Here is a 25,508-nt window from a genome sequence, read left to right as displayed (position 1 = left end):
AATCCCTTTGTTGTTGGTAAAATGATAGCGAGGAGTGGAGGCCAGCTATGGACGCAAAGAGAGCATTAAAAGATATACAAGCAGGTCGGCAGGCACCCGTGTACTTGTGCTACGGTCCTGAGAAATATAAGATGAGAGAGTTTATCCAAGTATTGACGGATTCACTCATTGAGCCGGAACATAAGGAATTTGCCGTAAGCAAATTCGATTTAAGCGAGATCTCGCTCTCATCTGTGCTGGAGGATGCTGAGACACTCCCTTTCATGGTGCCGAAGAAGCTTGTCATCGCCAAGAACGCGTTGTTTTTTACAGGCGCCAAGGAAAGCACCAAGATTGAACATCATTTGGATCGATTGACCGACTATTTAAAATCGCCCGCAGAGCATACCGTCGTTGTTTTTACGGTGGACGCGGATAAATTAGACGAGCGCAAGAAGATCGTTAAAGCTCTCAAAGACATGGAAGCGGCCGTTCCTTTCCTGTCGCTTAGCCCGGATGAGCTGCAGCAGTGGGTGGCGGCCGGAGCGCGGCAGCGCGGGTTTTCATTTACCAGTGAAGCCGCGGATCAATTAATACTCTACACAGGCGGGAATTTACAAGCCTTATCGGCTGAGATTGAGAAGATTTCCCTATATGTGGGCGCCGGCAACGAGGCGTCGGCAGATGTCATCGACCAGCTCGTCGCCAGGAGCACGGAGCAAAATGTTTTCATACTTATTGAAGACATTGTGAATGTAAGGCTGGAGCGCGCTTTCGTCATCTTGGAGGAACTGCTGAAGCAGCGGGAAGAGCCGATCAAAATAGCCGCTCTTATCGCCAGGCAGTTTCGCATCATGCTGCAGGTCAAGGAGCTCAGCAAACAGGGGTATTCGCAGCAGCAAATGGCTTCGCAGATCGGTTTGCATCCTTTCGCCGTGAAAGTAGCCGAGGGGCAGGCGCGGAAATATAAGATCGAGAAGCTGAGCGAGATCATGGCCCAGTTGGCCGATCTGGATTTCCAAATGAAAACGGGGAAAATCGATAAAGTGTTAGGATTAGAAATGTTCCTTCTTAGGCTTGCTGCCTAGGAAGGTTTTTTACATGGAAAAAAGCCCAGCTCTCCGAAGAGAACTGGACTTTTGCTTTTTATGTCCTGTATTACGCTTGAGCCGTAAGAGCGTTCAGCTTTTTAGCCAGACGGGACTTCTTGCGGTTAGCGGCATTTTTATGGATTAAGCCTTTAGAAGCTGCTTTGTCTAATTTCTTGGAAGCGTTAATTAGAGCTTCTGGGCTTACAGCTGTTTCGAAAGCTTTCACAGCAGTACGCAGAGCGGACTTTTGGGAAGCGTTACGAAGACGGCGCTTTTCGCTAACTTTTACTCGTTTAATAGCGGATTTAATGTTTGGCATGAAATTCACCTCCTACTTACAAAACACGGTTCAACGTTACATTTGTATGTTTGCTGACAACTTTAAGTATTCTACCATGCAACTATTGAAAATGCAAGACCTGTCAATAGGTTTTCAGTGGTCTTCGTTTTTGCATAACGGCTTTAAAATCGACACACACTATGAGATGCAATGCACCTGAGAAAGGGGAACTTCTATGGACTTAAGCTCTTTTACAACACATACGGATCTTGCGCTGGATGCTAGGGATATGGCTCATGCAGCTAATCAGGGGCAGCCGATTCCTGGCATTGAACAGGAGTCCACTCGCGAAAACGGGATACGCGTTACCAAAATCAATGTGAAAAACGAAGAAGGCTCAAGAGCCCTTGGCAAACTTCTCGGACATTATATAACGATTGAAGTTCCTGCTCTGCGGGAGAAAGACAGCCAGCTGCAAGACCGTGTAGCCACGAAACTGGCTCAAGAGTTCGAGCAGTTTCTGCGGGAGATCGGCATCCCGCAAAATGCGAAAGCGCTCATTATCGGGCTCGGCAATTCCAATGTCACACCCGATGCTCTCGGTCCGCTCGTCGTGGACAATGTGATGGTTACCCGTCATTACTTTGAATTAATGCCTGAGGATGTGAGCCCCGGTTATCGGCCGGTCAGCGCGGTAGCGCCAGGCGTACTTGGGACGACGGGAATTGAGAGCAGCGATATCGTAATGGGAATTGTCGAACAATCCAAGCCTGATTTCATCATTGCCGTCGATGCTTTGGCTTCCCGATCCTTGGACCGGGTAAACACAACCATTCAAATAGCGGATACTGGCATCCATCCGGGCTCTGGCATCGGGAACAAGCGCAAAGGCCTGACGAAAGAGAATTTTGGCATCCCTGTAATCGCCATTGGGGTTCCCACCGTTGTGTATGCCTCGACGATTGTGAATAATGCGTTCGATCTGATGCATAAGCATTTTAGCGAGCAGACGAGCAATACCGGGCAAATTCTTGGGCTGCTGGACAATATACATGAGGAGGAGCGCCTGCAGCTCGTCAAAGAAGTGCTGAACCCTGTCGGTCACGATTTGCTGGTCACCCCGAAGGAAATCGACCAGTTTATCGAGGACATCGCCAATATTATTGCCAGCGGCTTGAATGCGGCTTTACACGATGCGGTTAGCGTGGAGAACGTGGCCGCTTATACACATTGATTGAACGGGAACTGGGTCCGCGGCGATACGTGGGAACAGTTCTTTTTTTGCCTTATTTTAGCTGCAACCGGCAGGAAAAAGATGGGAGGCGTCGAAATAACTGACGACTATCCAAAATGAAGGGAGTGATTCTGTGAACGGATCACCTCTGGCAAGACTGTTTATCGGATCATCTGCTGAAAGCGTTGACGTTGCAGAGGCTTTGCAAGCTAATCTCCATTTTTCCTGTGACGTCACGGTTTGGAGCCAACTTTTATTCCCCCCTTCACATACGACACTAGCCCCACTAATTAAGCAGGCTCAAGCTAGCGATTTTGCCATCTTTGTTTTTCAACCGAATGATTTAACGCTTTTAAGAGACTCGGTCGTCAGCACAGTTCGCGATAATGTTATTCTGGAGCTGGGTCTGTTTATCGGGCAGATCGGTCTGGAGAGAACTTATTTTCTCATTCCGGAAAAAGAAGACTTGCATATAGCCACGGATCTGCTTGGCTTGACACCGCTTACTTATAAGGCTGATCATCCCTCGGGCTTGATGGCGGGACTGGGACCGGCCACGTATACGGTGAAACGGATGCTGAAGGAGTTAGGACTGAGAGACAAATGAAACCGAAAATATTTATTGGCTGTTCGCTTGATAGTCTGCTATGGGCTGAATTCTATCAAACGCAGCTTGCATCCACAGCTGATGTCACGGTCATTAATCAGGGTGTTCTGACGGCATCTCAGCATAAATTGAAAATGCTCAAAGAACATCTGGAAGAAGCGGATTTTGCCCTTCTCATTTTGACGCGGGAGGACTTTCAGCACCCTTTGACTTATGCGAATCTCTTGGTGCTCATCGGGCTCTGTATTGGAGAGTTAGGGCACAGCAGGACATTTCTTATCATGTCGATAGCTTGTGAACTGCCGGACTACTTGGAAGGCTACCATTCGCTGCGCATCGATGACGGGCAGAACGATAGAGAGATTGCGGAGTTGGCAGGCCCTCATTTATATCCTATTAAGAGCTCCATTGCAGCACATAAAAAACGCTATAAACTATCTGATATGAAAAAGAACGATGCGATACGCAGTTTCCTGTTCGATGCTTTGGATTCGCTTAGTGTCTCCAGTGTGGATTATGACCGCGTTTTGGATAAATTCCATAAGACATTTGATACCAATTGTGGTATAATTGAGCTTCAAGAAGTGACCGCTGCTACGCTGTTCGAACTGCTGGATGACGGTGTCACTTTACAACAGTTTGGCCGCGCCGGTCAGGTGAGCAGCAACCACAGCTTCAACGTGAATGATCCTACCAGCTACTTAGCGGAATGCTACCGCGGCGAAAAGACGAACATCTACCTCGGCCGAGCCAAGGATAAAGAAGACGGCGAATTCGAATATATTTATTGCGTCAAGCTGCATCCGACGATCGTTTCCTCCATACATTTCAAAACAAGGACGGATATTCCGCCGCGCCACCATCATCAAGTCATGATGGCGTTATCGGAACGAAACGCGAAGCTCGTGTCTTCACTCAAGTCCATTGTGAAAGGAAGGATTCTCTATGCTGAAGCACATGAAGAAAGTTCATAACCGACTAACCGCCAAGAGTGCACAGAAATCGAGCGACAAGAGCTTGCTCAAACTATATAACGGTCCCACTGTTCTTAACAAAACAAGCGGAGTAACGATCGTAGCCAAAGGCTCGTTCGATTTCGAATCGCTAGCATAGCTCTATATGATTGACCGAGAACCCCTGATGGGGTTCTTTTTTGTGTTCTCTCTCTATCATAAAAAATCTATCGTTTCAGGTTCTATCGACGAAGCCCGTTTCATAGATTGAATTAAGATAGTTTAGGAGGAATCAAACTATGAAATGGACATCAGCCACACTCAATCTCAGCCATGTTCGAAAAACGTTTCAGAGCGCCAGTTCCGTCGGAAAAACGTTTTTTATTCTCAGTACAGCAACCTTAGCCATCTTCGTATTAATTGGTGTAGGCGGCTACTTGCAGAACAAAGTCAAGACCACTTCACCGGTTTCGTCAATGAAAAGTTTGGCCGCATCCGTCACGAATCAATTTTTTATCGATATGCTCGGCATGGAAGTGCCTCATCTGAATAAAGACCAGAAGAAATTCACATTCTCTCAACATAATGTCTTTCATTTCGCCTTCCAGTTCTTAACGGACATCAATCCGAGCGATCCGAAAAGTTTGGTAGCTAGCGAAGTCCCAGGGATGGATGCCAATAAGACGACGGTCTTGGTCAAAGGAAGCGGGAGCGCCATTAACCCCAGCGACCCTATCGACTACAGTCCCAATCCCTCCGATCTGGAAGCAGAGGCCAAAAATCCTCTTCCTTCTCCATCGCTGGAGCCATCACCCGTAGGCACTACAGCGCCTATCGCAAATCCAGTAGGACAGCCGCCCAAATCGGCAGGTGACAATGTTGCTTTCATTTACCAAACCCACAGCAATGAATCCTTCCTGCCAGAGCTTAAGGGGGTTACGAACCCGGACAAGGCTTACAGCGATACCGTCAATATCATCTCCGTCGGTCAGCGGTTAGCGCAAAATCTAGAGAAAGACGGCATAGGATCGGTTCATTCCCAAACGGTGTATCCGAGTACGGTTAAAAACTTCGAATATCCTTACTCCTACAAGTATTCTTTGAAAACGCTCCAGGAAGCCGCGGCCCAACATCCGGATTTACAGTATTACTTCGATATCCACCGCGACTCTGCTGCGCGTAATAAAACAACCGCCACCATTGACGGCAAGGATTACGCACAGGTGTATTTCATCGTCGGCGGGAAAAATCCGAATTGGAAAAAGAATGAGGAATTTGCCAATAAGATTCATCAAGTGCTGGAAGCCAAGCATCCTGGAATCTCCAAAGGAATTCATGCGAAGGAAGCAAGCGAAGGCAACGGATTATATAATCAAAACTTTTCGCCAAACAGTATATTGATCGAGGTAGGCGGTCCATATAACTCACTGGAGGAGTGCTACCGGACAACGGACTGGCTGGCGGAAGCCATTTCGGAAGTGATTTTGAACGCCAAAAAAGTTGATGCGCCGGTTGCAAACCCGAAGCAATCTTAAAAGCGAATTGAAGGAGGCCTTTCCATGAAGCTGAGGCAGTTTTATATCAAAGTGGGCTTGTTCGGATTGCTGCTGCTGTTCTGTATTTTGTTCGGTGTCAGCTTGGCGTCCAGCGGGATGGAGCGGATACAAGGCCCTCAGCCTTCAGGAAAAGCGGCTCAAGAGACAGTGAAGCCGGCGGCTGCGAATATCACGACCACTACCGTTACGAAGCCATCACCGACTCCGAAAGGCGATGCAGCAGCCAAAGCCACGGCAACCGCAAAGCCCGAAGCGGAAAAGAAAGCGGATCCCGTAGCCGATCACGACAATTCGCTGAATCATGTGGGCAACAAACTCGGGGATCTGCTGCAAATTATTGCGCATCATGGCATCAAGCTGTTTGTGTCAATATTTGACGCCATACTAGGGAAAGGATAGCGGGTACATTGCTGCAACTTCCCACAACTGCTATAATGAAAATTATTTGCATGTTGTGGGGGTTAATACGTTAGCATGACTGACATTCGCGAAAGACAATCAAGAATTCGAAACTTTTCAATTATCGCTCATATCGATCACGGTAAATCGACACTGGCCGACCGTATTTTGGAATATACAGGAGCTTTGTCAACCCGTGAGATGCAGGAGCAAGTGCTTGACCAAATGGATCTGGAGCGGGAACGCGGGATTACGATCAAGCTGCAGGCGGTAAGACTGAATTACCGTGCGGATGACGGCGTAGATTACATTCTCAATCTGATCGATACACCGGGACACGTCGACTTTACTTATGAGGTATCCCGAAGTCTTGCGGCGTGTGAAGGAGCTTTGCTGGTCGTCGATGCTGCGCAAGGGATTGAAGCGCAAACGCTGGCTAACGTGTATCTGGCTCTGGAAAACAATTTAGAAATTTTACCTGTTATTAATAAAATCGACTTGCCGAGCGCTGATCCGGATAAAGTGAAGCAGGAAGTTGAGGACGTGATCGGCCTTGATGCCAGCGAAGCGGTTCTGGCTTCTGCGAAAGCCGGCATCGGGATCAAGGAGATCATTGAGCAAGTTTGTCAGAAGGTGCCCGCACCGCAAGGTGATCCTGACAACCCGCTTAAAGCGCTGATTTTCGACTCCCATTACGACGCATACAAAGGTGTTATCGTTTATGTACGTGTCGTGGATGGCTCGATCAAGGCAGGCTCCAAAATTAAAATGATGGCGACAAACAAAACCTTTGAAGTTATCGAGGTTGGAGCTTTCAAGCCAAGAATGTCCTCCGTTCCGTCCCTTGAGGTCGGAGATGTTGGTTTTATCGTAGCGGGCATCAAAAATGTCGGAGATACGCGTGTCGGGGACACGGTAACCGAAGCGGATCGCCAAGCGCCGGAACCGCTGCCGGGTTACCGCCGGATCAACCCGATGGTATTCTGCGGACTGTATCCGATTGAAACGACCGACTACAATGATTTGCGTGAAGCTTTGCAAAAGCTGGAGCTCAATGACGCATCGCTTCGTTTCGAGCCTGAAACATCGACAGCTCTAGGATTTGGCTTCCGCTGCGGATTCTTGGGACTGCTCCACATGGAAATCATTCAGGAACGAATCGAACGTGAGTTCAACATTCCGTTGATCACTACGGCGCCAAGCGTTATCTACCGCATTACGCTAACGAACGGCGATGTCATGGATATCGATAATCCATCGAATTACCCGGATCCGCAGCGCATTGATTTCGTTGAAGAGCCTTACGTCAAAGCTTCCGTCATTGTGCCGAACGATTATGTAGGTACGATTATGGATTTGTGCCAAGGCAAGCGCGGCGAATACTTGAATATGGAGTATTTGGATTCCAATCGCGTCACATTGACTTACGACATCCCATTGTCCGAAATCGTTTATGATTTCTTCGACATGTTGAAATCCAGAACGAAGGGCTACGCGTCCTTTGATTACGAGATATCCGGGTACAAGAAATCGAGTCTCGTGAAAATGGATATTTTGCTCAATTCCGAGCAGGTCGATGCGCTCTCCTTCATCGTTCACCGTGATACCGCGTATCACCGCGGCAAAATCATTTGCGATAAGCTGAAGGATTTAATTCCGCGCCAAATGTTCGAAGTGCCGATTCAAGCGGCAATCGGACAAAAGATTGTAGCCCGTGAAACGGTGAAAGCGATGCGTAAAAACGTCCTTGCCAAGTGTTATGGCGGTGACATTTCGCGTAAGCGTAAATTGCTTGATAAGCAAAAAGAAGGCAAAAAGCGCATGAAGCAAGTCGGCAGCGTTGAAGTGCCGCAAGAAGCGTTCATGGCGGTTCTCAAAATAGACGAATAGTTTGTGGAAGAAATAAGAAGCTGGGGTGGCAGAGTACTCTGCCCCTTGGCTTTTTATCAGTTTCGCACCAACCTTGATAAACGCGCCCGTCCAAGAGGAGGACGAAGCCTTTTATCCGGGATAGAAAGGAAATATCCCTATGCTAGTTACTAATGCGGCTCCGACTGCGGTGTATATTCATATCCCGTTTTGCACGAATAAATGCCATTATTGCGATTTTAACTCCTATGTGCTCAAAGGCCAGCCTGTCATGGAATATTTAGATGCGCTGGAGCGGGAGATGGAGCTTACCGTAAGAAATAACCCGCCAGCCAAAGTAGAAACGATTTTCGTGGGCGGAGGAACGCCGACCGTGCTGCTTCCTGATCAGATGGAGCGGTTTTTGCGAATGGTTCGCACCTATTTCCCGGCAGATCCGGCGGAAGTCGAATTTTCGATGGAGGCCAATCCGGGAACGACGGATGAAGATAAGCTTGCTGTTATGAAAGAAGGCGGCGTCAACCGCATCAGCTTCGGCGTGCAATCTTTTAACAATGAGCTGCTCGCGGCGATTGGCCGCATTCATAATACGGATGATGTGCATCGAAGCATTGAAAATGCCAAAAAGTTGGGCTTTGACAATTTGTCCATCGACTTAATGTTCGGCCTGCCGAAACAAACCGTCGATATCATGAATGCAACATTAGATGAGGCACTGTCGCTCGATCTTCAGCATTATTCCATTTATAGTTTAAAAGTAGAAGAAAACACGCTGTTCCATACGCTCTTCAACAAAAATCAACTGCCACTGCCAAGCGAAGATGAAGAGGTCGATATGTATGAGCTCATTATGAAGCGTTTGGAAGCCGCGGGTTACAAACAATATGAAATAAGCAACTTTGCTAAACCGGGCCGGGAGAGCAGGCACAATACGATGTATTGGCGGAATCGCTCCTATTACGGGCTAGGCGCAGGTGCGCATGGATATATGAACAGACAGCGCCACGTGAATGTGAAAGGGATTCAGCCTTACATCGAGGCAACCAAAGCGGGCTTGCCGGTCATGGAGCAATTTGAAGTTACACGGCAGGAAGCGATGGAAGATTTCATGATGGTTGGCTTGCGTCTATTGGAAGGCGTTCGGGACGCTGATTTCCAAGAACAGTTCGGGGAAACGATTGAATCGCATTTTGGAGAAACAATCAAAGGTTGGGAGCAGAAAAAACTGCTGGAACGAACGCCGGAAGGGTATCGATTGTCCAAACACGGCATCCTGCTGGGCAATGAAGTGTTTGCCTCATTCCTCACCTAGGTTATTCATCAGGCGCTGCTGGAATCATACAAAAAATCCCTTGTGCAAATATACGTGATGTTGTATATTTATACATGAATCCACAAGCTGTTCAGCGGTAAAGCCGTGAGAACGCTAGCGTGGGTTTTATGCATTTTTTTGCGATTGGTGGGGTGACAGTGAATTCATCAACTACAGTGTCCGTGAGGAAAGCGTCGATCATCGATATCGATAAGCTTTATGAAATTATACAAGGCTATGCGAAGCAGGGCATTATGCTGCCGCGCACCAAAGAGATGCTGGAAGAGCAAATCGACTCCTTCGTCGTGGCCGAGCACGACGGACTTCTCATTGGCTGCGGCTCCCTGACGAAGCTTGGGCCAGATCTTGTCGAGATTCGCTCGCTGGGGATGACGCCAGGATACAAAGGGCAAGGGATCGGCGGCAAGCTTGTGAATTTCCTGGTTGAAGAAGCAAGAAGCCAAGGTATTGTGAAGGTTATGGCGCTAACGTATGAGGTTGCTTTTTTTCAAAAAAACGGATTTACCTTAGTGCCAAAAGAGATTTTTCCGGAGAAGGTTTGGAAAGATTGCATGCATTGCAAAAAACAGTATTGCTGCGACGAAATCGCCGTACTTAAACGATTGGATTGACTTGACAACAGACCTTAGGGTCTGTTATTTTTGTATTAGGATTTAGCACTCACTAAATACGAGTGCTAACGAAAGTGATCATAGAGCGATTTGTGAAGAGGAGGGGTATTTGATGTTGACGGAACGCCAGCGCATGATTTTAAGTGCTATCATAGATGATTATGTTCGTTCAGCAGAGCCAATCGGTTCAAGAAGTATTTCGAAGCGGGGGAATGTCGGTTTCAGTCCGGCTACGATCCGCAATGAAATGTCCGATCTCGAAGAGATGGGCTACTTGGAGCAGCCCCATACGTCCGCTGGTCGTATTCCCTCGCACAAAGGTTATCGTTACTATGTCGATCACTTGCTGCAGCATGGAACATTGGCTGATAACGATCTGAATTCGATGAAAGGCGCTTTCGCCGAAAGAATTCATGAGATGGAAGGGGTCATTCAGCACGTCGCAGGAATGCTTTCCTCTCTAACGAATTACACGTCGATTGTGCTCGGTCCCGAAGTTTTTAGCACAACCCTGAAACATTTGCAGATTATCCCGCTCTCGGAAACGACAGCCGTTGCGATTATCGTCTTAAATACGGGACATGTCGAGAACAAAACAGTGACGATTCCTGAAGGCATACGGATGTCTGAGATTGAGAAGGTCGTTAACATTTTAAACTCCAGACTCAAAAATGTGCCGCTGGTTCAGTTTAAGTCCCGACTGTACAATGAAGTTTCAAGCGAGTTGAGCAAGTATGTGAATGGCTACCAGGAGCTACTTTCCGTTGTGGAAAGCGTGCTGCAAAGCGATGATAAGGACCGTGTATTTCTTAGCGGTATGACCAATATGCTGACACAGCCTGAGTTCAAAGATGTTGAAAAGGTGAAAAGCATTTTTGATCTATTGGAGGAAGCTCCTACGCTTATCAAATTATTTACACCGTCAAATGAAGGCATTGAGATTAAAATCGGTGCTGAAAATAGTATTGAAGCAATCAATAATTGCAGCTTGATCACGGCCTCCTATTCGATCGGCGGCCAGCCTTTGGGTACGATAGGCATTTTGGGGCCTACGCGGATGGAATATGGCAGGGTCATTAGTTTAATGAACCATTTATCTAAGCATATGGAAGACGTGCTGGGACGTTGGTACGGCAAATGAGCGGTATGAAGACGGTTCACAGCGAAGGCGAAGAACGCTACTCTACTTTAGTTAATAATGCATCAGCCGTTAGGGCTATTTGTTCTGCGGTCGAGGGCACGCTAGGCCCTAAAGGGCTTGATACCATGCTGGTAGGCGGGCAGGGCGAAGTCATTATTACGAATGATGGCGTCACGATTTTGGAAAAAATGGACGTCACCCATCCCGCAGCCAGACTAATGATTCAGGTTGCCCGGAGCCAGCAGCGGCAAATCGGCGACGGAACGACGACGGCAACGGTACTTGCCGGCGCGCTGGTACAAGAAGGCGTCGCCCAAGTCACGCGCGGCGTTCCAGTTGCCAAAGTCGTCAGCGGGATGCTGCAAGGCATCGAGCTGGCGGTACAAAGCTTAGAGCGCCGGAGCCGCACGATCTCGGGTTTAGGTGATGCCGCTCTAAAGCGCATCGCCATCACGGCGGGCCGAGAGCAGCGGGATATCGCGAGGCTCATCGTTCAAGCTGCCGAAGCGGTCGGCGAGGCGAAGCTTCGCGAAGACGGCTACCGCTTCGCTGACAGCGTGATCGCCCATGAAGAGGCGAACAGCGAAGTATGGACCGGCATTCTGCTGAACCAGAAGCCGATGAACCTGCATCTCGAGCAGGAGCGCCGTGATGCCCGCATTCTTGTGCTGCATGACGCTTTGGAGCCTGAGGCGGTCAGCGAGGAATCGCTGGTCACGGAAGCAGGCTTCGGACGCTACATGCAGCTGAGAGAGCACTTCCGCAGCTCGCTCGAATCGCTGCTGGAGCTTGGCGTCGGGCTGATTGCCTCCGACCGCGGGGTTGACCCCGAGGCGGAGCAGTTCTGCTCCGACCACGGCATTATCGTGCTGCAGCGCTTGTCCCGCAGGGACTTGCAGCTCCTCAGTGAACACACCGGCGCCCGGCCGGTGCGGCGCACGGCGCTCCGCAAGAGCGCGTCGGAGCTTGGCGCGGCGCTAGGCCGCGCGGGCTATGCCGCGTACGACGAAGGGCTGGGGCGTGTGCGCGTGGCCGGCGGTCACGGTGAGCAGCACGTGACCGTGATTGTTGGCGCCGCAACGCGCGAAGCGGCGCATGAACGGTCGCGCATCGCGAAGGATGCCGCCTCGGCCGTGCAAGCCGCCGTGCGCGGCGGGTACTTGCCTGGAGGCGGTGCCGCGGAGATGGCGGTTGCACATGATCTGGAGCGCCTTCGCGAAACGATGAAGGGCATGGAGGGCTTCGGTGTAGCCGCTGTCGCGGGAGCATTGCGCAAGCCGCTTGCTCAAATCGTCGTCAATGCGGGATACAATCCGCTTGAGAAGGTGGAAGAGCTGAAAGCCGCGCAAATCGCGATGGAAACCGACAGCCTCGGAATCGATTGCGATACCGGGATGGTTACGGACTTCGTCGAAGCCGGCATTGTGGACCCGGCGGATGTGAAAATTCATGCACTGCAGGCTGCAGGAGAGGTTGCTGCCGCTGTACTGCGTATTCATACGGTTATTAAGATGAAGCAGCCTTTTGAAGAAGGCTAAAGCTGGGCAAACTGACGATATAGAAATTTTGGTGTATTATGTTTAGGAGGTGAAGGACAATTGAGTACTGATAACAAAACAGATGAGCAAGACGTGAACACTACATACGCAGCCGACAACGAGCAAATCGCTGAAAACGAAGAAGATGCGGTTGCTCAAGACTCCCAAGCTGACGCTTCCGAGGAAGCCGGCGAATTGGAGAAGGCGCGTGTGCAAGCCGAAGAAAACTATCAGCGTTTATTACGCGTTCAAGCGGACTTCGACAACTTCCGCCGCCGCGCTAGAGCGGAGAAGGAAGACTTTGCTAAATATGCTTCGGTTAAATTGATCGAGCAGCTTCTGCCGATTGTAGACAACTTCGATCGGGCGCTGACATCAAGCAAAGAGACGAAGGATTTCGACGCATTGGCGAAAGGCTTGGACATGACGTACCGCGGCATGTATCAAGTGCTGACAACTGAGGGTCTTAAGCCGATCGAAGCTGTAGGTCAGCCATTTAACCCGGAATTCCACCAAGCTGTGATGCAAGTTGAATCCGACGAGCACGAAGAAGGCATTGTGGTTGAGGAGCTTCAAAAAGGCTATATTCTCAAAGATAAAGTCATTCGACCAGCAATGGTGAAAGTTAGCGTGTAATCTTATTATTTTTAAAAATATCCAATCTATTTACATGTTCCCTAGGAGCAAAAAGGAGGAAGCTTTAACATGAGTAAAGTTATTGGTATTGACTTAGGTACTACAAATTCTTGCGTAGCTGTTATGGAAGGCGGAGAAGCCGTCGTTATTCCTAACCCAGAAGGTAACCGCACGACGCCTTCCGTTGTTGGTTTCAAAAAAGATGGCGAGCGCGTTGTTGGTGAAACAGCTAAGCGTCAAGCGATCACAAACCCTGACAAAACAATCAGCTCGATCAAACGCCATATCGGTACGAACCACAAAGAACACATCGACGGCAAAGACTACACGCCGCAAGAGATTTCCGCGATTATCCTGCAAAAGCTGAAAGCCGATGCAGAGGCTTACCTTGGTCAATCTGTGACACAAGCGGTTATCACGGTTCCAGCTTACTTTAATGACAGCCAACGTCAAGCGACCAAAGATGCTGGTAAAATTGCCGGTCTAGAAGTACTTCGTATCGTCAATGAGCCAACTGCTGCAGCGCTTGCTTACGGTTTGGAAAAAACAGAAGATCAAACGATTCTTGTTTATGACCTTGGGGGCGGTACGTTTGACGTGTCCATCCTTGAATTGGGCGACGGCTTCTTCGAAGTTAAAGCTACAAGCGGTGACAACAAGCTTGGCGGAGATGATTTTGACCAAGTCATCATCGATTACCTCGTAGCCGAATTCAAAAAAGAGCAAGGCATCGACCTAAGCAAAGATAAAGCAGCTGTCCAACGTTTGAAAGATGCTGCTGAAAAAGCGAAAAAAGAACTTTCCGGCGTACTTACAACGACGGTTTCCCTTCCGTTCATTACGGTAGCTGACGGCGTTCCTCAGCATTTGGAGCTTAACTTGACTCGCGCGAAATTCGAAGAGATTTCCGCTCATTTGGTAGAAAGAACTCTTGGACCAACACGTCAAGCTTTGCAGGATTCCGGGCTTTCCACTAGCCAAATCGACAAAGTTGTTCTTGTCGGCGGATCCACACGTATTCCTGCAGTTGTAGAAGCAATCAAAAAACTGACAGGCAAAGATCCGCATAAAGGCGTTAACCCGGACGAAGTTGTTGCGCTTGGCGCAGCTGTTCAAGCTGGTGTTTTGACAGGCGAAGTGAAAGACGTTGTACTTCTAGACGTAACTCCGCTTTCCCTTGGTATCGAAACAGCAGGCGGCGTGTTCACGAAAATGATCGACCGTAATACGACGATCCCTACAACGAAATCACAAGTGTATTCCACTTATGCAGATAATCAAACTAGCGTTGAGATTCACGTGCTTCAAGGTGAGCGCTCCATGGCTAGCGGCAACAAAACACTGGGCCGTTTCATGCTTGGTGATATTCCTCCGGCTCCGCGCGGCGTACCGCAAATCGAAGTTAGCTTCGATATCGATGCCAACGGTATCGTTAACGTATCCGCTTTGGATAAAGGAACTGGCAAAAGCCAAAAAATCACGATCACTTCTTCCAGCGGCTTAAGCGATGCGGAAGTTGAGCAAATGGTGAAAGACGCGGAAGCGCATGCTGAGGAAGACCGCGCTCGCAAAGAGCTTGTAGAAGCTCGCAACGAAGCGGACCAACTCGTATATTCCGTAGACAAAACGATCAAAGATCTTGGCGACAAAGTTGACCAAGGCGAGATCGATAAAGCCAATGCTGCCAAAGAGAAAGTAACAACTGCTCTGGCTGGCAACGATCTTGAAACCATCAAAGCAGCAACTGCAGAGCTTACAGAAGTGATTCAACAGCTTTCCGTGAAGCTGTATGAGCAAGCTTCTGCCGCTCAAGGTCCTGAAGGCGGCGCGGCTGGCGCTGGCGAAGCTCCTAAAGGCAGAGAAAATGTTGTGGATGCGGATTACGAAGTTGTTGACGAACAAAAAAAATAAACATATCCTATAGTAATACTGGATGTGTAGAAACGTATGAGTCAAAGCCAAGGGGGGTTCTCCGTGGCTTTGACTTTCCGTTTGTAGTCTTGAACATGGGAGTGGAACAATGAGTAAACGTGATTATTACGAGGTGCTTGGGGTCGGCAAGGATGCTTCGCAAGAAGACATCAAGAAGGCTTACCGTAAAATGGCGCGTCAGTATCACCCTGACGTGAATAAAGCTGCTGATGCGGAAGATAAATTCAAAGAAGCAAAAGACGCTTATGATGTGCTAAGCGATGATCAAAAGAAAGCCCAATATGACCGTTTTGGCCACGTTGATCCGAACCAAGGTATGGGCGGCCAAGATTTCAGCGGCGGTTTTGGCGATATTTTTGATATGTTCTTCGGTGGTGGCGGCGGTGGGAACCGTCGGAATCCGAACGCTCCGCAACGCGGAAACGATCTGCAGTACACGATGACGATTGAGTTCAAGGAAGCTGTTTTCGGCAAAGAAACCGACATTCACATTCCACGAACGGAAAATTGCGATACGTGTCAAGGATCTGGCGCTAAGCCGGGAACGAAGCCTGAAACTTGCGGCGGCTGTCACGGCAGCGGTCAGCAGGAAGTCGTACAAAATACGGCGTTTGGCCGTATTGTTAACCGCCGCGTATGTACGCAATGTAACGGCTCGGGCAAAATCATCAAAGACAAATGCGGAACCTGTCATGGCGCCGGCAAAGTGAAAAAACAGCGCACCATTCACATTAAGATACCAGCAGGTGTGGATGACGGCGCACAACTACGCGTATCCGGCGAAGGCGAAAGCGGCACGCGCGGAGGCCCATCAGGGGATCTTTACGTTGTTATTCGCGTGAAGTCCCATGAATTTTTCGAACGCGAAGGCAATGACGTTTACTGCGAAGTGCCTTTAACGTTCATGCAAGCGGCACTTGGCGATGAGATCGAAATTCCTACGCTGACGGAGAAAGTAAAGCTCAAGATTCCGGCAGGCACGCAAACCGACACCTATTTCCGCTTAAAAGGAAAAGGGGTTCCTCACTTGCGCGGCTTCGGTCAAGGGGACCAGCACGTGAAAGTGATCGTGGTAACGCCGACGAATTTGAGCGAAGATCAAAAAGATTTGCTGCGCCAGTTCGGCAAACAAAGCGGCGAGCATACGCATGAGCAGAATCAATCGATTTTCGAGCGTATGAAAAGAGCTTTTTTAGGCGACTAGAAGGGGCTTCTCCCTGAATATGAACACTCCCTTGGAGTTCTCACAGATCTTGGATCTGTCGAGGATGCCAGGCGGAGTGTTTTTTGCATTTAAGAATAATTTCACCGATTCCATGAGAACGCGTAGCAGATAGGGGAACTGCAGGGCTCTATTTTGCTAACAAAAGCCCTTTGAGAGCGCGAGAGGGAACTAGGGTCCGTTATTTCGCTGTCGTGGACGGATAATTGAACGATTGCGGTGAAATAAGACCCTGTAGTTCTCCGCACCCTACAGAAATAGCGCTTTTCGCATCAATAAGGGAATGGAGTTCCCTTATTGATGTCGCGGGTTCCATGAGCTCGTTCGTTTACATTCAGCAAATATTATATGGAATTTTTTACATAGCGAATACTTACGGATAACGTCCTCTTAATCTATGAACGATATGATAGATAACGTGAGATTCTTAATATTTGGAGGGAATACAACTTGAAAAAAAGCTTGAAACAAATCATGGGTTCCGGTCTTACGCTTTCCTTACTGGCCTTAAACGTAGCAGGCGTAGCAACTGCAGCTGAAACGACTCCGTCTTCCGTACCAGCGGCGCCGGCGCAATCGAAGAACTTGATTGTATTGATCGGTGACGGCATGGGGCCGGCTGAAGTAACGGCAGCAAGATATTACTCCAAAAAGTTTTTAAATAAAGACCGCTTAGAGCTTGATGGCGGATATTATGTCGGTAAAGCAACTACATACTCGCAAGCAGGTCCATACACATCGGAATCCGGTGCTGTCACTGACTCAGCTGCAGCTGCAACGGCTTTTTCTACAGGAAATAAAACATACAATAACGCGATCAGCGTGTCCAACGGCGATGTTGCCAAGCCTTTTGGTTCGATCATTGAAGCCGCGATGAAGCAAGGCAAAGCAACCGGCCTAGTAACGACAGACAGCATTGTCGGAGCTACGCCTGCGGTTTGGGCATCCCATGTTCGTCAACGCAGCAACCAGAATGCCATCGCTTCCCAATACCTTGCTAGCGGTGTCAATGTATTTTTCGGCGGCGGTAAAGTGAACTTTGTGACGAAAGACGAAAAGGGTAAACGTACAGATAAAAATATTATTCCTGACTTCGAAGCTAAAGGCTACACAACGGCGTTTGACAAAAAAGGATTAGATGCAATCCCTGCAACAGCGGATCATGCACTCGGACTTTTTGCACTGAATGAAATTCCTTACGTACTTGATCGTGATGAGAATACACCGAGCTTGCCGCAATTAACGCAAAAAGCACTTGATATTTTATCACAAAACAAAGATGGTTTCGTGCTGATGGTTGAGCAAGGCCGTATCGATCACGCAGGCCACGCCAATGATCTTCCTGCTAACATTCAAGAAATGCTGGAGCTTGATGCCACGTTCAAAACATTGGTTGATTTCGCCAAAAAAGACGGCAACACTTCCGTTGTTGTAACGGCTGACCATGAAACAGGCGGTTTGTCTTTAGGGATCAACAACGTGTACGAGTTGAATGTAGATCTGTTCAATAAACAAAAGCACTCTTATGAGTATTTGGACGCTATTTTGAAAACTGCGCAAACCGCGGATGACGTTCGTAAAATCGTTGCCGATAACATTGGCTTCACAGACTTGTCTGACGAGGAAATTGCGTTGATTTTGAAAGGTGACGGTTCCTCTTACGGACGCGCTGGCGGCTACAATGCGGTTGTTTCCAAACGCTTGGCTGTTGGCTGGACAGGACATGGTCATACCGGCGTAGACGTTGGCGTATGGGCTTATGGACCTATCGCTTCCTTGGTCAAAGGTGACGTTGATAATACCGATATTGCAAAAAGCGGTGCGAAAGTAATTGGCGTTGATCTGGCCGCTGCGACGAAAGAACTGCAAGACAAATACTTGTATCCGCTCTTCAAAGTGACGCGTGACAACAAGACATTATTTACGGCGAAATCACTGGCCGAAGCTTTAGACATTCAAGTTGCTTGGGACGAAGCGACGAAAACAGTTACGCTGTCCAAAGGCAGCGAGAAGCTCTCGGTGCTGGTTGAAACCGGCGCTATCACGGAAAACGGAACGGCTAGCACACTGGTTGGCCAAGTAGACAATGGCAAGCTGTATCTGCCGCTGGAAGCATTCAACAAGCTGACTGGCAAAACCATGACATGGGATTCAGTTAACGAGCGCATCGTGAAAAACTAGAGGATAGAAGGTCATGAAGGACAGGGGAACACGCTTCCCTTGTCCTCTTTTCCTATCTTTGACCTATGAATATGGAGGACATCTATGATTGAGATGAACAATATTTCAAAATCGTTCACGATGCATGGGCAGCGCTTGTCGATTCTTAACGTTCCGGAGTGGAAGATCCAGCAAGGTGAACGAATAGCTCTGCTTGGACCTAGCGGCAGCGGCAAAAGCACACTGCTGCATCTGTTGAGCGGCGTTATGATTCCGGACGCAGGCGAAATATGGGTGAATGGTTTGCCTCTCCACGGGTATTCGCAAAGTAAGAGAGACCGTTTTAGGGCGGAGCATGTCGGTTACATTTTTCAAGATTTTCATTTGATTTCGTCCTTGACAGCCAGACAAAATGTGGAGCTTATTGTTCCGCCAGAATGGTCCAAGAAACAAGCGAAAGAGCAGCTGGATGACTGGTTTGACAGAGTCGGGCTGAAGGATCGCCAGCATCATATGCCATATGAGCTGTCAAGAGGGCAGCAGCAGAGAGCTGCGATCATTCGCGCACTTATCACCAAGCCGCAGCTTGTCTTGGCCGATGAGCCTACAGGCAGCTTAGATTGGGAGACGGCAGGCGAGGTTATGTCTTTGCTGCTGAACATCTGCGAGTCAGAGAAGCTTACGCTTGTAACGGTTACACATGATTTGCATTTGGCGGAAATGTATCCGAAGCGTGTTCATATTGGGGAGATTAACGAGGTGCCAAGGAGAAATGCCGTATGAGAATAATCGGATTGGTCTGGAGAAATGTGCTTCACAGGAAAACGCTCTCTCTTCTTACTGTTTTATCGGTAACGGTTACGGCTGCTTTGGTCGTCTTTTTGCTGCTTTGCAGTGAAGGGCTGGAGCAAGGGGCAGAGAAGGGCTACGGCCCTTTCGAGGTAACGATCGGTGCCAAGGGAAGTGCTTCGCAGCTTGCTCTAAACACGTATTATCATGTCGGCGCTCCGACAGGAAATGTGCCTTACGCTTTGCTGGATGAATTGCGTAAAGATGAGTCTGTTGATCGCGCGTTTGCGATGACGACAGGGGATAACTATAACGGATTTCCCATTGTAGGGATGGAGCCCGGTTATTTTGCAACCCGCTATGGTTCGGACAAACAATTGGCTCAAGGGAACATGTATGGAAAGCTTGGCGAAACGATTGTCGGTTCCCATATTGCAAGCACATTAGGGCTCCATATTGGGGATAAGTTTCAAGGCGCGCACGGGTTGGTGAAAGGTTTAGAGGAAGCGGAAGAGGAAGAAGGGACGGAGGAAGAGGAGCATCATCACGACTTTAGTTATACGGTCGTTGGCATTTTACCTCCTTTATTCACGTCTGACGATAGAGCTGTTTTTACTACGCTGGATTATGCTTGGGCCGTTCACGGGGGTCAGGACGGGGAGCATAGAGAAGTTACTTCAATTCTAATTAAACCAAAGACGCTGATCGGAGCTCAATCCATTAAGACGAAGTACGGGCAGATGAGCAATGTTCAAGCGATTTATACAAGCAAAGCGGTGGCTGATGTCGTTAACGTCGTAGATAAAGGGACCGGGGCGTTAAGCGTCGTAACCGTGATCTGTATTTTTTTGGCGGCGGTTTCCATTTTGCTCTCTCTTGTTGCAGCGGTGAATGAGCGTAAAAAAGACGTGGCTTTGCTGCGTTTAATCGGAAAATCGAAGGGATTTATTTGGTCTTCGCTGATCGGAGAAGGTCTGCTGCTTACGTTGATTGGACTTGTGTTTGGAATTCTCGCAGGACATGTAGGCGGTTATTTGAGCCGTGACATTGTGTTTGAATTTACAGGTCTGCAGCTGCAATCCTGGCAGTTCATGCAGGGAGAATGGCTGCTTATTGCAGGAACGTTAGGCATTGGCGTTGTTGCTTCCATAGGACCGGCGCTGCAAGCCTATCGTGTAGACCCTTTGCAATTATTTAAGTCATGAAGTTTGAGGTGAGATGGATGAGAAAAAGGTTATATCTACTGATCTTAGTCGTAGTCATGCTCGTTGCAGGATGCGGTCAAAAGCAAACGGTCACCGCCGGTCAAGCTTTCGGCAGTTCGGAAACGACGACGCTTGCAACCGCTGCGCCCGTTTTGCGTCCCGAGGAACCGGCAGCCGCCAAGCCTGCCGCTTCGGCTGCGCCGGAAATTGCGGTTCCAACTGCTATGCCCAAGCCAACACCAGAAGCTGCAGAGGCAGCATCAATGAAAGATGCGCAGCCAGCGGCGATTCCGTCTCCTAAGGCTTCGGAACCGCCAAAAGCTGTGCCAAGCCCAGCTCCCGCAGCACAACCTGCGACTGTCAAAGCTGAAGCAGCTCCGACACCTAGCGCCCAGCCGAAGTCCAAGGCAGATGAGCCGAGTAAATCTGCGAAGCCGCCCACTTCATTGACGAACGAAATCAACTGGGATCAATTTTTTGACAATGACAAGCAGGATACGCCGTCTGACCGCTTCTGGGATATGAGCGGCAAAACCGTTCAAATTAAAGGGTTTATGGGGGAAGTGCTTTCCTTTGACAAGCATTGGTTTCTGCTCATCCCGAAACCGGGAGCCGAATGTCCTTTTGATAATGGGGATGAAACTTATTGGAATAAAATTATGATCGTATTTCTGCCTGACGATGTGAAGCTCCGGTACACCTCTGGACCTCTGCTCATTAAAGGCAAGCTCGATGTCGGAGTGAAGCTTGATGAATCTGGCTATAAGACGATGTTCCGTCTTTACGATGCATCCTTCGAGAAAATAAAAGAATAGCTGTCTTTTGTATAAAAAGAACTTCCTTTGGCAAACTAAAAACTGGATTTTACTATGATAGCTTTTAGGAGGTTCAAAGATGAGTCCGAAGCAAAGCCAAGATAAGCAAAGTCAATTGCCGGTTGCCAAGAACGAGGATGTAGAATTTGCGGCTGAGGTTGCAGATAGGGACGACTTCGAGGCTGCTGAGCGGGCAGAAGCCGCAGATCACAGACAGGAAGAGAGTTAACATGGCAGAGAGAGCCATTCTTGCCTATTTTCATTCTCCTGAGCAAGCCGAAGGCGCGGCAGCCAAGCTGAAAGCACTTAGAGCCGCTGATGTCCAGGTGGACCGGTTTGACAATGATATCGGACGCGGATTCGAATCCGCGATGGCGGACGGCATGTTAAGCGTAGACGGGGATGTCAATGCAATAGGCCTGGATATTATATTGGCTGCAGTTATTGACGATTCCATGTATGAGCAAGCATGCCGTGTCATTGAGGACGCCGGCGGTTCCATATAAGTTGCAAAAAGCATCTGTTGCCCGCGAATGCCGCGAGCCACAGATGCTTTTGTTTGTAATAACCGTTTAATTCAGTCCGTTCATTAATCGAATAAGGACATCGGGAACATTCGTAATGATGCTTGTGACGCCAAGCTCGAGCATGCGCTTCATCACGTCTTCATCGTTGACTGTCCAAGCGTAAACTTCTTTATTGTGCAAAGCGGCTTCCTTCATAAATTGTTCGTTAATCAACGGATAAGCTGCAGAAACGACGTCATAATCTTGACTCTCCCAAAGCGCGGCCGTATCTGTTTTCTGGCCGATAAGAAGACCCGTTTTAATGCGCGGATTCAGTTTCCTTACCGTATGCAGCAAGCCGGCATCAAAGGATGTTACCGTGCATTGCTTTTCAAACCCATGGGCATTAATGATATCAACCGTTTTCTCAGCGAGCTGCTTGACGTGCCCGTTATTTTTCAATTCAATATTTAGTTTAATACGGTCCTTGGCCAGATCGATCGCTTCATCGAGGGTAGGGACGCGTTCATTCTTAAATTTAGGACTAAACCAACTGCCTGCGCTGGCTGCACGCAGTTCAGACGAGGTGACTTCCCACATGTTTTTATCGATTCCCGTCGTGCGGCGCGCATTGTCATCGTGCATAAGCATAACGACTCCGTCCAACGTTTCTTGCACGTCAAGCTCGGCGAAGCCGGCTTTATCCGCAATGGCTTGGCGGAAGGCGCTGAGCGTGTTCTCAGGTGCTTTAGTGGAGCTGCCGCGGTGAGCGGTAACTTGGCTGTAGTTGTCAGCCAGCAAAGTGGCGCTAGCAAAAGGTGTCGAGAGCTCCAGCCCGACAATAATAAGAAAAATAAGTAGTGTTCTGACCATGGGGAAGACTCCATTCTAGCATAGGATGAGGGCGGTAATGGCCATTGCTAACTGCTATCCACCTTTATTTAAAATTAGCATGAATGTATTAGGAAGTTATTAAGAAAACAATAAAATATAACGCTTTCATGTAGGTTATTTTACCCAAGAAGCGAAGTGTAGTACAATGATGTGTGAAAATAGCCCCGATGGGCTTATTTTGCGAAGGTAATAACCGACAGGAGGAGCAATACCGATGCTTTGGCAAGAATTAACCGTACATACGACAGAAGAAGCAATAGAAATGATTACGAACTTTGTTCATGAATTGGGCGCTGGGGGCGTCTCCATTGAAGAATCGGGGACATTAAACAAGGAGCGGGATACGTCGTTCGGCCAATTGTACGAAACGCCGTTTAATGATATTCCGGAAGGAAGAGCCGTGATCAAAGGCTATTTCTATCATGGAACAGACATGGAACCTGTTATGGCTAATCTGAAGGCTTCCGTTGAACAACTGAGCGATTTTGATATCGATACAGGCAATCCAACTTATGAATTAAGAGAAGTGGATGACGAGGATTGGGCGCATGCTTGGAAGCAATATTTCAAACCGATTCGCATTACAGACCGTCTGACGATTAAACCGACTTGGGAAGAGTACACGGCTTCACCGGGTGAGCTGATTTTGGAGCTTGATCCAGGCATGGCGTTCGGGACAGGCACACACGCGACAACGTCGCTGTGCTTGAAAACACTGGAGAACGTACTGAAGCCAGGGGACGATGTGATTGACGTAGGGACGGGTTCCGGTATTTTATCCGTTGCCGCCGCAAAGCTCGGAGCCAAGCATGTGCTGGCTGTGGACTTGGACCCTGTCGCTGTTACAAGTGCCGAAGATAATACGAAGCAAAATGGACTTGAAGACAAAATCACGGTCAAATTGAGCGATTTGCTCGGCGTTCTGAAAGAAAGCGAAACAGAAGGCGCTGACAAGCTTGGCGTCTCGATTCCGGTGCAGCTCGTTGTCGCGAACATTTTGGCTGAAGTTATTGTAACCTTTGTTGACGATGTCTATGAGGTACTGCAGCAAGGTGGCTATTACATTACGTCCGGTATTATTACCGCTAAGGAAGAGCTAGTCGAAAAAGCGCTGGTTGACGCCAAATTCACAATTGTAGAGAAAAACTATGATTCGAATTGGGTAGTGATCGTAGCTAGAAAGCTGTAGGTGTCCGTCTATGGGAGGATTATTGTTTTATGACTGGAGTACGCTGCCTTTTGTCATTCTGGTCCTTGTGCTTTCGTTTACCATTCATGAATTCGCTCACGCGTATAGCGCTTATAAATTAGGAGACTCTACGGCTTATCAATTCGGCAGGGTCTCCCTTAATCCTATGGTCCACTTGGATCTCTTCGGGACGATCATGCTGCTCATTGCCGGTTTCGGTTGGGCAAAGCCTGTTCCTGTAAACCGCGGAAATTTCAAACGCCCCCGTTTGATGGGGATTATCGTAACGGCGGCAGGACCGGTAAGCAACTTGATTCTTGCATTTATTAGCTTTTTTGTATTAGTACTATGCCAGAAATACGGCTGGCTGGCTGACATGCAAAAGGGAAGCGCCAGCGCCATCCTTATCTTTTTACAATTAATGGTCAGTATTAATCTCACATTGTTCTTGTTTAACTTAATCCCGATTCCGCCGCTTGACGGTTACCGCATTATTCAGGATCTCGTGGATTTAAGATACAGTGAGTCGTTGCAAAAGTTTGAGCAATGGGCATCCGTCATTTTCCTGCTCGTTGTGTTCGTAAGACCGCTCCGGCAAGTAACATTAGATCCTTACTTAGGCTTGGCTAAAAATATCATAGAGCTCTTTTCCATACCAATTGCCTGGATCCTCGGCATGTAACTGCCAAGTTCATCCCTTTGTAGCTTTTCTGGTGCAAAAAAGGTATGATGGTGAGTGGAAGATTCACTTACTATACACAACACATTGAAATGAACGAAGATAGAGAGGCTTTGACTATGCAGCGTTATTTTCTTCCGTTAGAGCAGTTTCACTCCGATAATCAGACCGTCACCATTGAGGGAGACGACGCACATCATCTGATGCGAGTGATGCGGGCAGACATCGGAGACAAAGTTATTTGCAGTAATGGCGCAGACCGCGAAGTGCTCGTACGGATCTCCCAATTAGATAAAGGGCTGGTTACCGCAGAAATTGTGGAGGAACTGCCTATGGACGCCGAATCAGCTGTTCAGGTGTGGATTGCCCAGAGCCTGCCCAAAGGCGACAAGATGGAAACGATTATTCAAAAAGGGACCGAGATCGGGGCAGCCCGGTTTCTTCCTTTTTTATCGGAACGTACGATTGTGCAGTATGATGCCAAGAAAGAAGCGAAGCGAACGGAGCGCTGGCAGAAAATTGCCAAAGAAGCCGCGGAGCAAGCGCACAGGAATCGTGTGCCGCAGGTGGAAGCCGTTTATTCTTGGAAGCAGCTGCTGCAGCGTGCCAAGGAAGCTGACGTGGCCTGGATTTGCTACGAGAAGGAAGACGGGCAGCAATTGAGGCCTGCCATTCAGGATGCGCTAGCCGCAGGCAAATTGGGACAAGGAAGCAAAGTCGTTATTGCAGTCGGGCCGGAAGGCGGATTTACGGAGCAGGAGATCAAGCAGGCCGAAGAGGCTGGCTTCCGTTCCGTATCGCTGGGGGCACGCATTTTACGCACGGAGACTGCTGCTATGGTAGGTCTTACGTGTCTTTTCTATGAAACCGGAGAGATGGGAGGATAAGCG

At 48.6% G+C, this 25,508-nt stretch carries 26 protein-coding genes; 24 read left to right on the top strand and 2 right to left on the bottom strand.

The annotated features are described in order from the left end of the window. The first annotated feature begins 47 nt into the window (after nucleotides 1-47). Complete coding sequence (holA, locus tag GC097_RS26770; RefSeq protein ID WP_171686311.1) at nucleotides 48-1,067, top strand: DNA polymerase III subunit delta; 1,020 nt, start codon at nucleotides 48-50, stop codon at nucleotides 1,065-1,067. Nucleotides 1,068-1,137: 70 nt separating this feature from the next. Here holA and rpsT read toward each other — a convergent pair whose 3' ends face one another. Beyond that, nucleotides 1,138-1,389: a 30S ribosomal protein S20 gene (rpsT, locus tag GC097_RS26765; RefSeq protein WP_028557986.1), complete on the bottom strand. Its 252-nt coding sequence runs from the start codon at nucleotides 1,387-1,389 to the stop codon at nucleotides 1,138-1,140. 196 nt (nucleotides 1,390-1,585) lie between these two features. Here rpsT and gpr point away from each other — a divergent pair, with 196 nt between their 5' ends. The 20 genes from gpr to GC097_RS26665 all read left to right on the top strand — a co-directional run bounded on the left by gpr (nucleotide 1,586) and on the right by GC097_RS26665 (nucleotide 21,856). After that, a complete protein-coding gene (gpr, locus tag GC097_RS26760) occupies nucleotides 1,586-2,584 on the top strand; it encodes a GPR endopeptidase (RefSeq protein WP_171686310.1) in 999 nt (332 codons plus the stop codon). Between the two features lie 133 nt (nucleotides 2,585-2,717). Next, nucleotides 2,718-3,191 carry a nucleotide-binding protein gene (locus GC097_RS26755; RefSeq protein ID WP_171686309.1) on the top strand — a complete coding sequence of 158 codons (474 nt, stop codon included), beginning with the start codon at nucleotides 2,718-2,720 and terminating at the stop codon, nucleotides 3,189-3,191. After that, the gene (locus GC097_RS26750; protein WP_171686308.1) at nucleotides 3,188-4,165 is read left to right on the top strand and encodes a TIR domain-containing protein; all 978 of its coding nucleotides are present in this window, start codon (nucleotides 3,188-3,190) and stop codon (nucleotides 4,163-4,165) included. Before GC097_RS26755 ends, GC097_RS26750 begins: the two co-directional genes overlap by 4 nt. Beyond that, nucleotides 4,149-4,304 carry a hypothetical protein gene (locus tag GC097_RS26745; RefSeq protein WP_171686307.1) on the top strand — a complete coding sequence of 52 codons (156 nt, stop codon included), beginning with the start codon at nucleotides 4,149-4,151 and terminating at the stop codon, nucleotides 4,302-4,304. The genes GC097_RS26750 and GC097_RS26745 overlap by 17 nt, the downstream gene beginning before the upstream one ends. A 139-nt stretch (nucleotides 4,305-4,443) precedes the next feature. Then, nucleotides 4,444-5,679 (top strand): stage II sporulation protein P, encoded by a 1,236-nt coding sequence (spoIIP, locus tag GC097_RS26740; protein WP_171686306.1) that lies wholly within the window; start codon nucleotides 4,444-4,446, stop codon nucleotides 5,677-5,679. Between the two features lie 24 nt (nucleotides 5,680-5,703). Beyond that, nucleotides 5,704-6,099 (top strand): DUF3679 domain-containing protein, encoded by a 396-nt coding sequence (locus GC097_RS26735; RefSeq protein ID WP_171686305.1) that lies wholly within the window; start codon nucleotides 5,704-5,706, stop codon nucleotides 6,097-6,099. A gap of 75 nt (nucleotides 6,100-6,174) precedes the next feature. Next, complete coding sequence (gene lepA, locus GC097_RS26730) at nucleotides 6,175-7,989, top strand: translation elongation factor 4 (protein WP_171686304.1); 1,815 nt, start codon at nucleotides 6,175-6,177, stop codon at nucleotides 7,987-7,989. 139 nt (nucleotides 7,990-8,128) lie between these two features. Then, nucleotides 8,129-9,280, top strand: coding sequence for a radical SAM family heme chaperone HemW (gene hemW, locus GC097_RS26725; protein WP_171686303.1), 1,152 nt, complete (start codon nucleotides 8,129-8,131; stop codon nucleotides 9,278-9,280). A 158-nt stretch (nucleotides 9,281-9,438) separates the two neighbouring features. Next, nucleotides 9,439-9,912: an N-acetyltransferase gene (locus tag GC097_RS26720; RefSeq protein ID WP_312875734.1), complete on the top strand. Its 474-nt coding sequence runs from the start codon at nucleotides 9,439-9,441 to the stop codon at nucleotides 9,910-9,912. A gap of 112 nt (nucleotides 9,913-10,024) precedes the next feature. Beyond that, nucleotides 10,025-11,053 carry a heat-inducible transcriptional repressor HrcA gene (gene hrcA, locus GC097_RS26715; protein ID WP_171686302.1) on the top strand — a complete coding sequence of 343 codons (1,029 nt, stop codon included), beginning with the start codon at nucleotides 10,025-10,027 and terminating at the stop codon, nucleotides 11,051-11,053. After that, nucleotides 11,050-12,591, top strand: a complete 1,542-nt coding sequence (locus GC097_RS26710; RefSeq protein WP_171686301.1) for a TCP-1/cpn60 chaperonin family protein — start codon at nucleotides 11,050-11,052, stop codon at nucleotides 12,589-12,591. Before hrcA ends, GC097_RS26710 begins: the two co-directional genes overlap by 4 nt. 60 nt (nucleotides 12,592-12,651) lie before the next feature. Beyond that, nucleotides 12,652-13,227 carry a nucleotide exchange factor GrpE gene (grpE, locus tag GC097_RS26705; RefSeq protein ID WP_171686300.1) on the top strand — a complete coding sequence of 192 codons (576 nt, stop codon included), beginning with the start codon at nucleotides 12,652-12,654 and terminating at the stop codon, nucleotides 13,225-13,227. A 69-nt stretch (nucleotides 13,228-13,296) separates the two neighbouring features. Further along, nucleotides 13,297-15,138 carry a molecular chaperone DnaK gene (gene dnaK / locus GC097_RS26700; RefSeq protein ID WP_171686299.1) on the top strand — a complete coding sequence of 614 codons (1,842 nt, stop codon included), beginning with the start codon at nucleotides 13,297-13,299 and terminating at the stop codon, nucleotides 15,136-15,138. 109 nt (nucleotides 15,139-15,247) lie between these two features. Continuing rightward, nucleotides 15,248-16,363 (top strand): molecular chaperone DnaJ, encoded by a 1,116-nt coding sequence (gene dnaJ, locus GC097_RS26695; protein ID WP_171686298.1) that lies wholly within the window; start codon nucleotides 15,248-15,250, stop codon nucleotides 16,361-16,363. Between the two features lie 468 nt (nucleotides 16,364-16,831). Then, entirely contained in the window at nucleotides 16,832-18,562 is a 1,731-nt protein-coding gene (locus tag GC097_RS26690) for an alkaline phosphatase (protein ID WP_171686297.1), read from the top strand. Nucleotides 18,563-18,646: 84 nt separating this feature from the next. Continuing rightward, nucleotides 18,647-19,324: an ABC transporter ATP-binding protein gene (locus GC097_RS26685; protein WP_171686296.1), complete on the top strand. Its 678-nt coding sequence runs from the start codon at nucleotides 18,647-18,649 to the stop codon at nucleotides 19,322-19,324. Then, entirely contained in the window at nucleotides 19,321-20,535 is a 1,215-nt protein-coding gene (locus GC097_RS26680) for an ABC transporter permease (protein WP_171686295.1), read from the top strand. The genes GC097_RS26685 and GC097_RS26680 overlap by 4 nt, the downstream gene beginning before the upstream one ends. Nucleotides 20,536-20,552: 17 nt before the next feature. Next, nucleotides 20,553-21,350, top strand: coding sequence for a hypothetical protein (locus GC097_RS26675; RefSeq protein ID WP_171686294.1), 798 nt, complete (start codon nucleotides 20,553-20,555; stop codon nucleotides 21,348-21,350). 79 nt (nucleotides 21,351-21,429) lie between these two features. After that, entirely contained in the window at nucleotides 21,430-21,579 is a 150-nt protein-coding gene (locus tag GC097_RS26670) for a YfhD family protein (protein WP_171686293.1), read from the top strand. A 1-nt stretch (nucleotide 21,580) separates the two neighbouring features. Next, nucleotides 21,581-21,856 (top strand): hypothetical protein, encoded by a 276-nt coding sequence (locus GC097_RS26665; protein WP_171686292.1) that lies wholly within the window; start codon nucleotides 21,581-21,583, stop codon nucleotides 21,854-21,856. A 66-nt stretch (nucleotides 21,857-21,922) separates the two neighbouring features. Here GC097_RS26665 and GC097_RS26660 read toward each other — a convergent pair whose 3' ends face one another. Next, nucleotides 21,923-22,729 carry a glycerophosphodiester phosphodiesterase gene (locus GC097_RS26660; protein WP_171686291.1) on the bottom strand — a complete coding sequence of 269 codons (807 nt, stop codon included), beginning with the start codon at nucleotides 22,727-22,729 and terminating at the stop codon, nucleotides 21,923-21,925. Nucleotides 22,730-22,964: 235 nt separating this feature from the next. Between GC097_RS26660 and prmA the strand changes: the two genes are divergently transcribed. The 3 genes from prmA (at nucleotide 22,965) to GC097_RS26645 (ending at nucleotide 25,505) form a co-directional block, all read left to right on the top strand. Beyond that, nucleotides 22,965-23,939: a 50S ribosomal protein L11 methyltransferase gene (prmA, locus tag GC097_RS26655; protein ID WP_171686290.1), complete on the top strand. Its 975-nt coding sequence runs from the start codon at nucleotides 22,965-22,967 to the stop codon at nucleotides 23,937-23,939. Nucleotides 23,940-23,949: 10 nt separating this feature from the next. After that, complete coding sequence (locus GC097_RS26650) at nucleotides 23,950-24,621, top strand: site-2 protease family protein (RefSeq protein ID WP_171686289.1); 672 nt, start codon at nucleotides 23,950-23,952, stop codon at nucleotides 24,619-24,621. Nucleotides 24,622-24,737: 116 nt separating this feature from the next. Beyond that, nucleotides 24,738-25,505: a 16S rRNA (uracil(1498)-N(3))-methyltransferase gene (locus GC097_RS26645; RefSeq protein ID WP_171686393.1), complete on the top strand. Its 768-nt coding sequence runs from the start codon at nucleotides 24,738-24,740 to the stop codon at nucleotides 25,503-25,505. Nucleotides 25,506-25,508: the final 3 nt, after the last annotated feature.

The sequence above is a fragment of the Paenibacillus planticolens genome (assembly GCF_013141725.1).
GTDB classification, from domain to species: Bacteria; Bacillota; Bacilli; order Paenibacillales; family NBRC-103111; genus Paenibacillus_E; species Paenibacillus_E planticolens.
This window is presented reverse-complemented; position numbering and strand designations above follow the sequence as displayed.

Excerpts from the sequence above, each read along its gene's own strand:
- holA (WP_171686311.1), top strand. The coding sequence starts at position 48 with ATGGACGCAAAGAGAGCATTAAAAGATATACAAGCAGGTCGGCAGGCA.
- rpsT (WP_028557986.1), bottom strand. The coding sequence starts at position 1,389 with ATGCCAAACATTAAATCCGCTATTAAACGAGTAAAAGTTAGCGAAAAG.
- gpr (WP_171686310.1), top strand. The coding sequence starts at position 1,586 with ATGGACTTAAGCTCTTTTACAACACATACGGATCTTGCGCTGGATGCT.
- GC097_RS26750 (WP_171686308.1), top strand. The coding sequence starts at position 3,188 with ATGAAACCGAAAATATTTATTGGCTGTTCGCTTGATAGTCTGCTATGG.
- GC097_RS26745 (WP_171686307.1), top strand. The coding sequence starts at position 4,149 with ATGAAGAAAGTTCATAACCGACTAACCGCCAAGAGTGCACAGAAATCG.
- spoIIP (WP_171686306.1), top strand. The coding sequence starts at position 4,444 with ATGAAATGGACATCAGCCACACTCAATCTCAGCCATGTTCGAAAAACG.
- GC097_RS26735 (WP_171686305.1), top strand. The coding sequence starts at position 5,704 with ATGAAGCTGAGGCAGTTTTATATCAAAGTGGGCTTGTTCGGATTGCTG.
- lepA (WP_171686304.1), top strand. The coding sequence starts at position 6,175 with ATGACTGACATTCGCGAAAGACAATCAAGAATTCGAAACTTTTCAATT.
- hemW (WP_171686303.1), top strand. The coding sequence starts at position 8,129 with ATGCTAGTTACTAATGCGGCTCCGACTGCGGTGTATATTCATATCCCG.
- hrcA (WP_171686302.1), top strand. The coding sequence starts at position 10,025 with ATGTTGACGGAACGCCAGCGCATGATTTTAAGTGCTATCATAGATGAT.
- GC097_RS26710 (WP_171686301.1), top strand. The coding sequence starts at position 11,050 with ATGAGCGGTATGAAGACGGTTCACAGCGAAGGCGAAGAACGCTACTCT.
- dnaK (WP_171686299.1), top strand. The coding sequence starts at position 13,297 with ATGAGTAAAGTTATTGGTATTGACTTAGGTACTACAAATTCTTGCGTA.
- dnaJ (WP_171686298.1), top strand. The coding sequence starts at position 15,248 with ATGAGTAAACGTGATTATTACGAGGTGCTTGGGGTCGGCAAGGATGCT.
- GC097_RS26685 (WP_171686296.1), top strand. The coding sequence starts at position 18,647 with ATGATTGAGATGAACAATATTTCAAAATCGTTCACGATGCATGGGCAG.
- GC097_RS26680 (WP_171686295.1), top strand. The coding sequence starts at position 19,321 with ATGAGAATAATCGGATTGGTCTGGAGAAATGTGCTTCACAGGAAAACG.
- GC097_RS26675 (WP_171686294.1), top strand. The coding sequence starts at position 20,553 with ATGAGAAAAAGGTTATATCTACTGATCTTAGTCGTAGTCATGCTCGTT.
- GC097_RS26670 (WP_171686293.1), top strand. The coding sequence starts at position 21,430 with ATGAGTCCGAAGCAAAGCCAAGATAAGCAAAGTCAATTGCCGGTTGCC.
- GC097_RS26665 (WP_171686292.1), top strand. The coding sequence starts at position 21,581 with ATGGCAGAGAGAGCCATTCTTGCCTATTTTCATTCTCCTGAGCAAGCC.
- GC097_RS26660 (WP_171686291.1), bottom strand. The coding sequence starts at position 22,729 with ATGGTCAGAACACTACTTATTTTTCTTATTATTGTCGGGCTGGAGCTC.
- prmA (WP_171686290.1), top strand. The coding sequence starts at position 22,965 with ATGCTTTGGCAAGAATTAACCGTACATACGACAGAAGAAGCAATAGAA.
- GC097_RS26650 (WP_171686289.1), top strand. The coding sequence starts at position 23,950 with ATGGGAGGATTATTGTTTTATGACTGGAGTACGCTGCCTTTTGTCATT.
- GC097_RS26645 (WP_171686393.1), top strand. The coding sequence starts at position 24,738 with ATGCAGCGTTATTTTCTTCCGTTAGAGCAGTTTCACTCCGATAATCAG.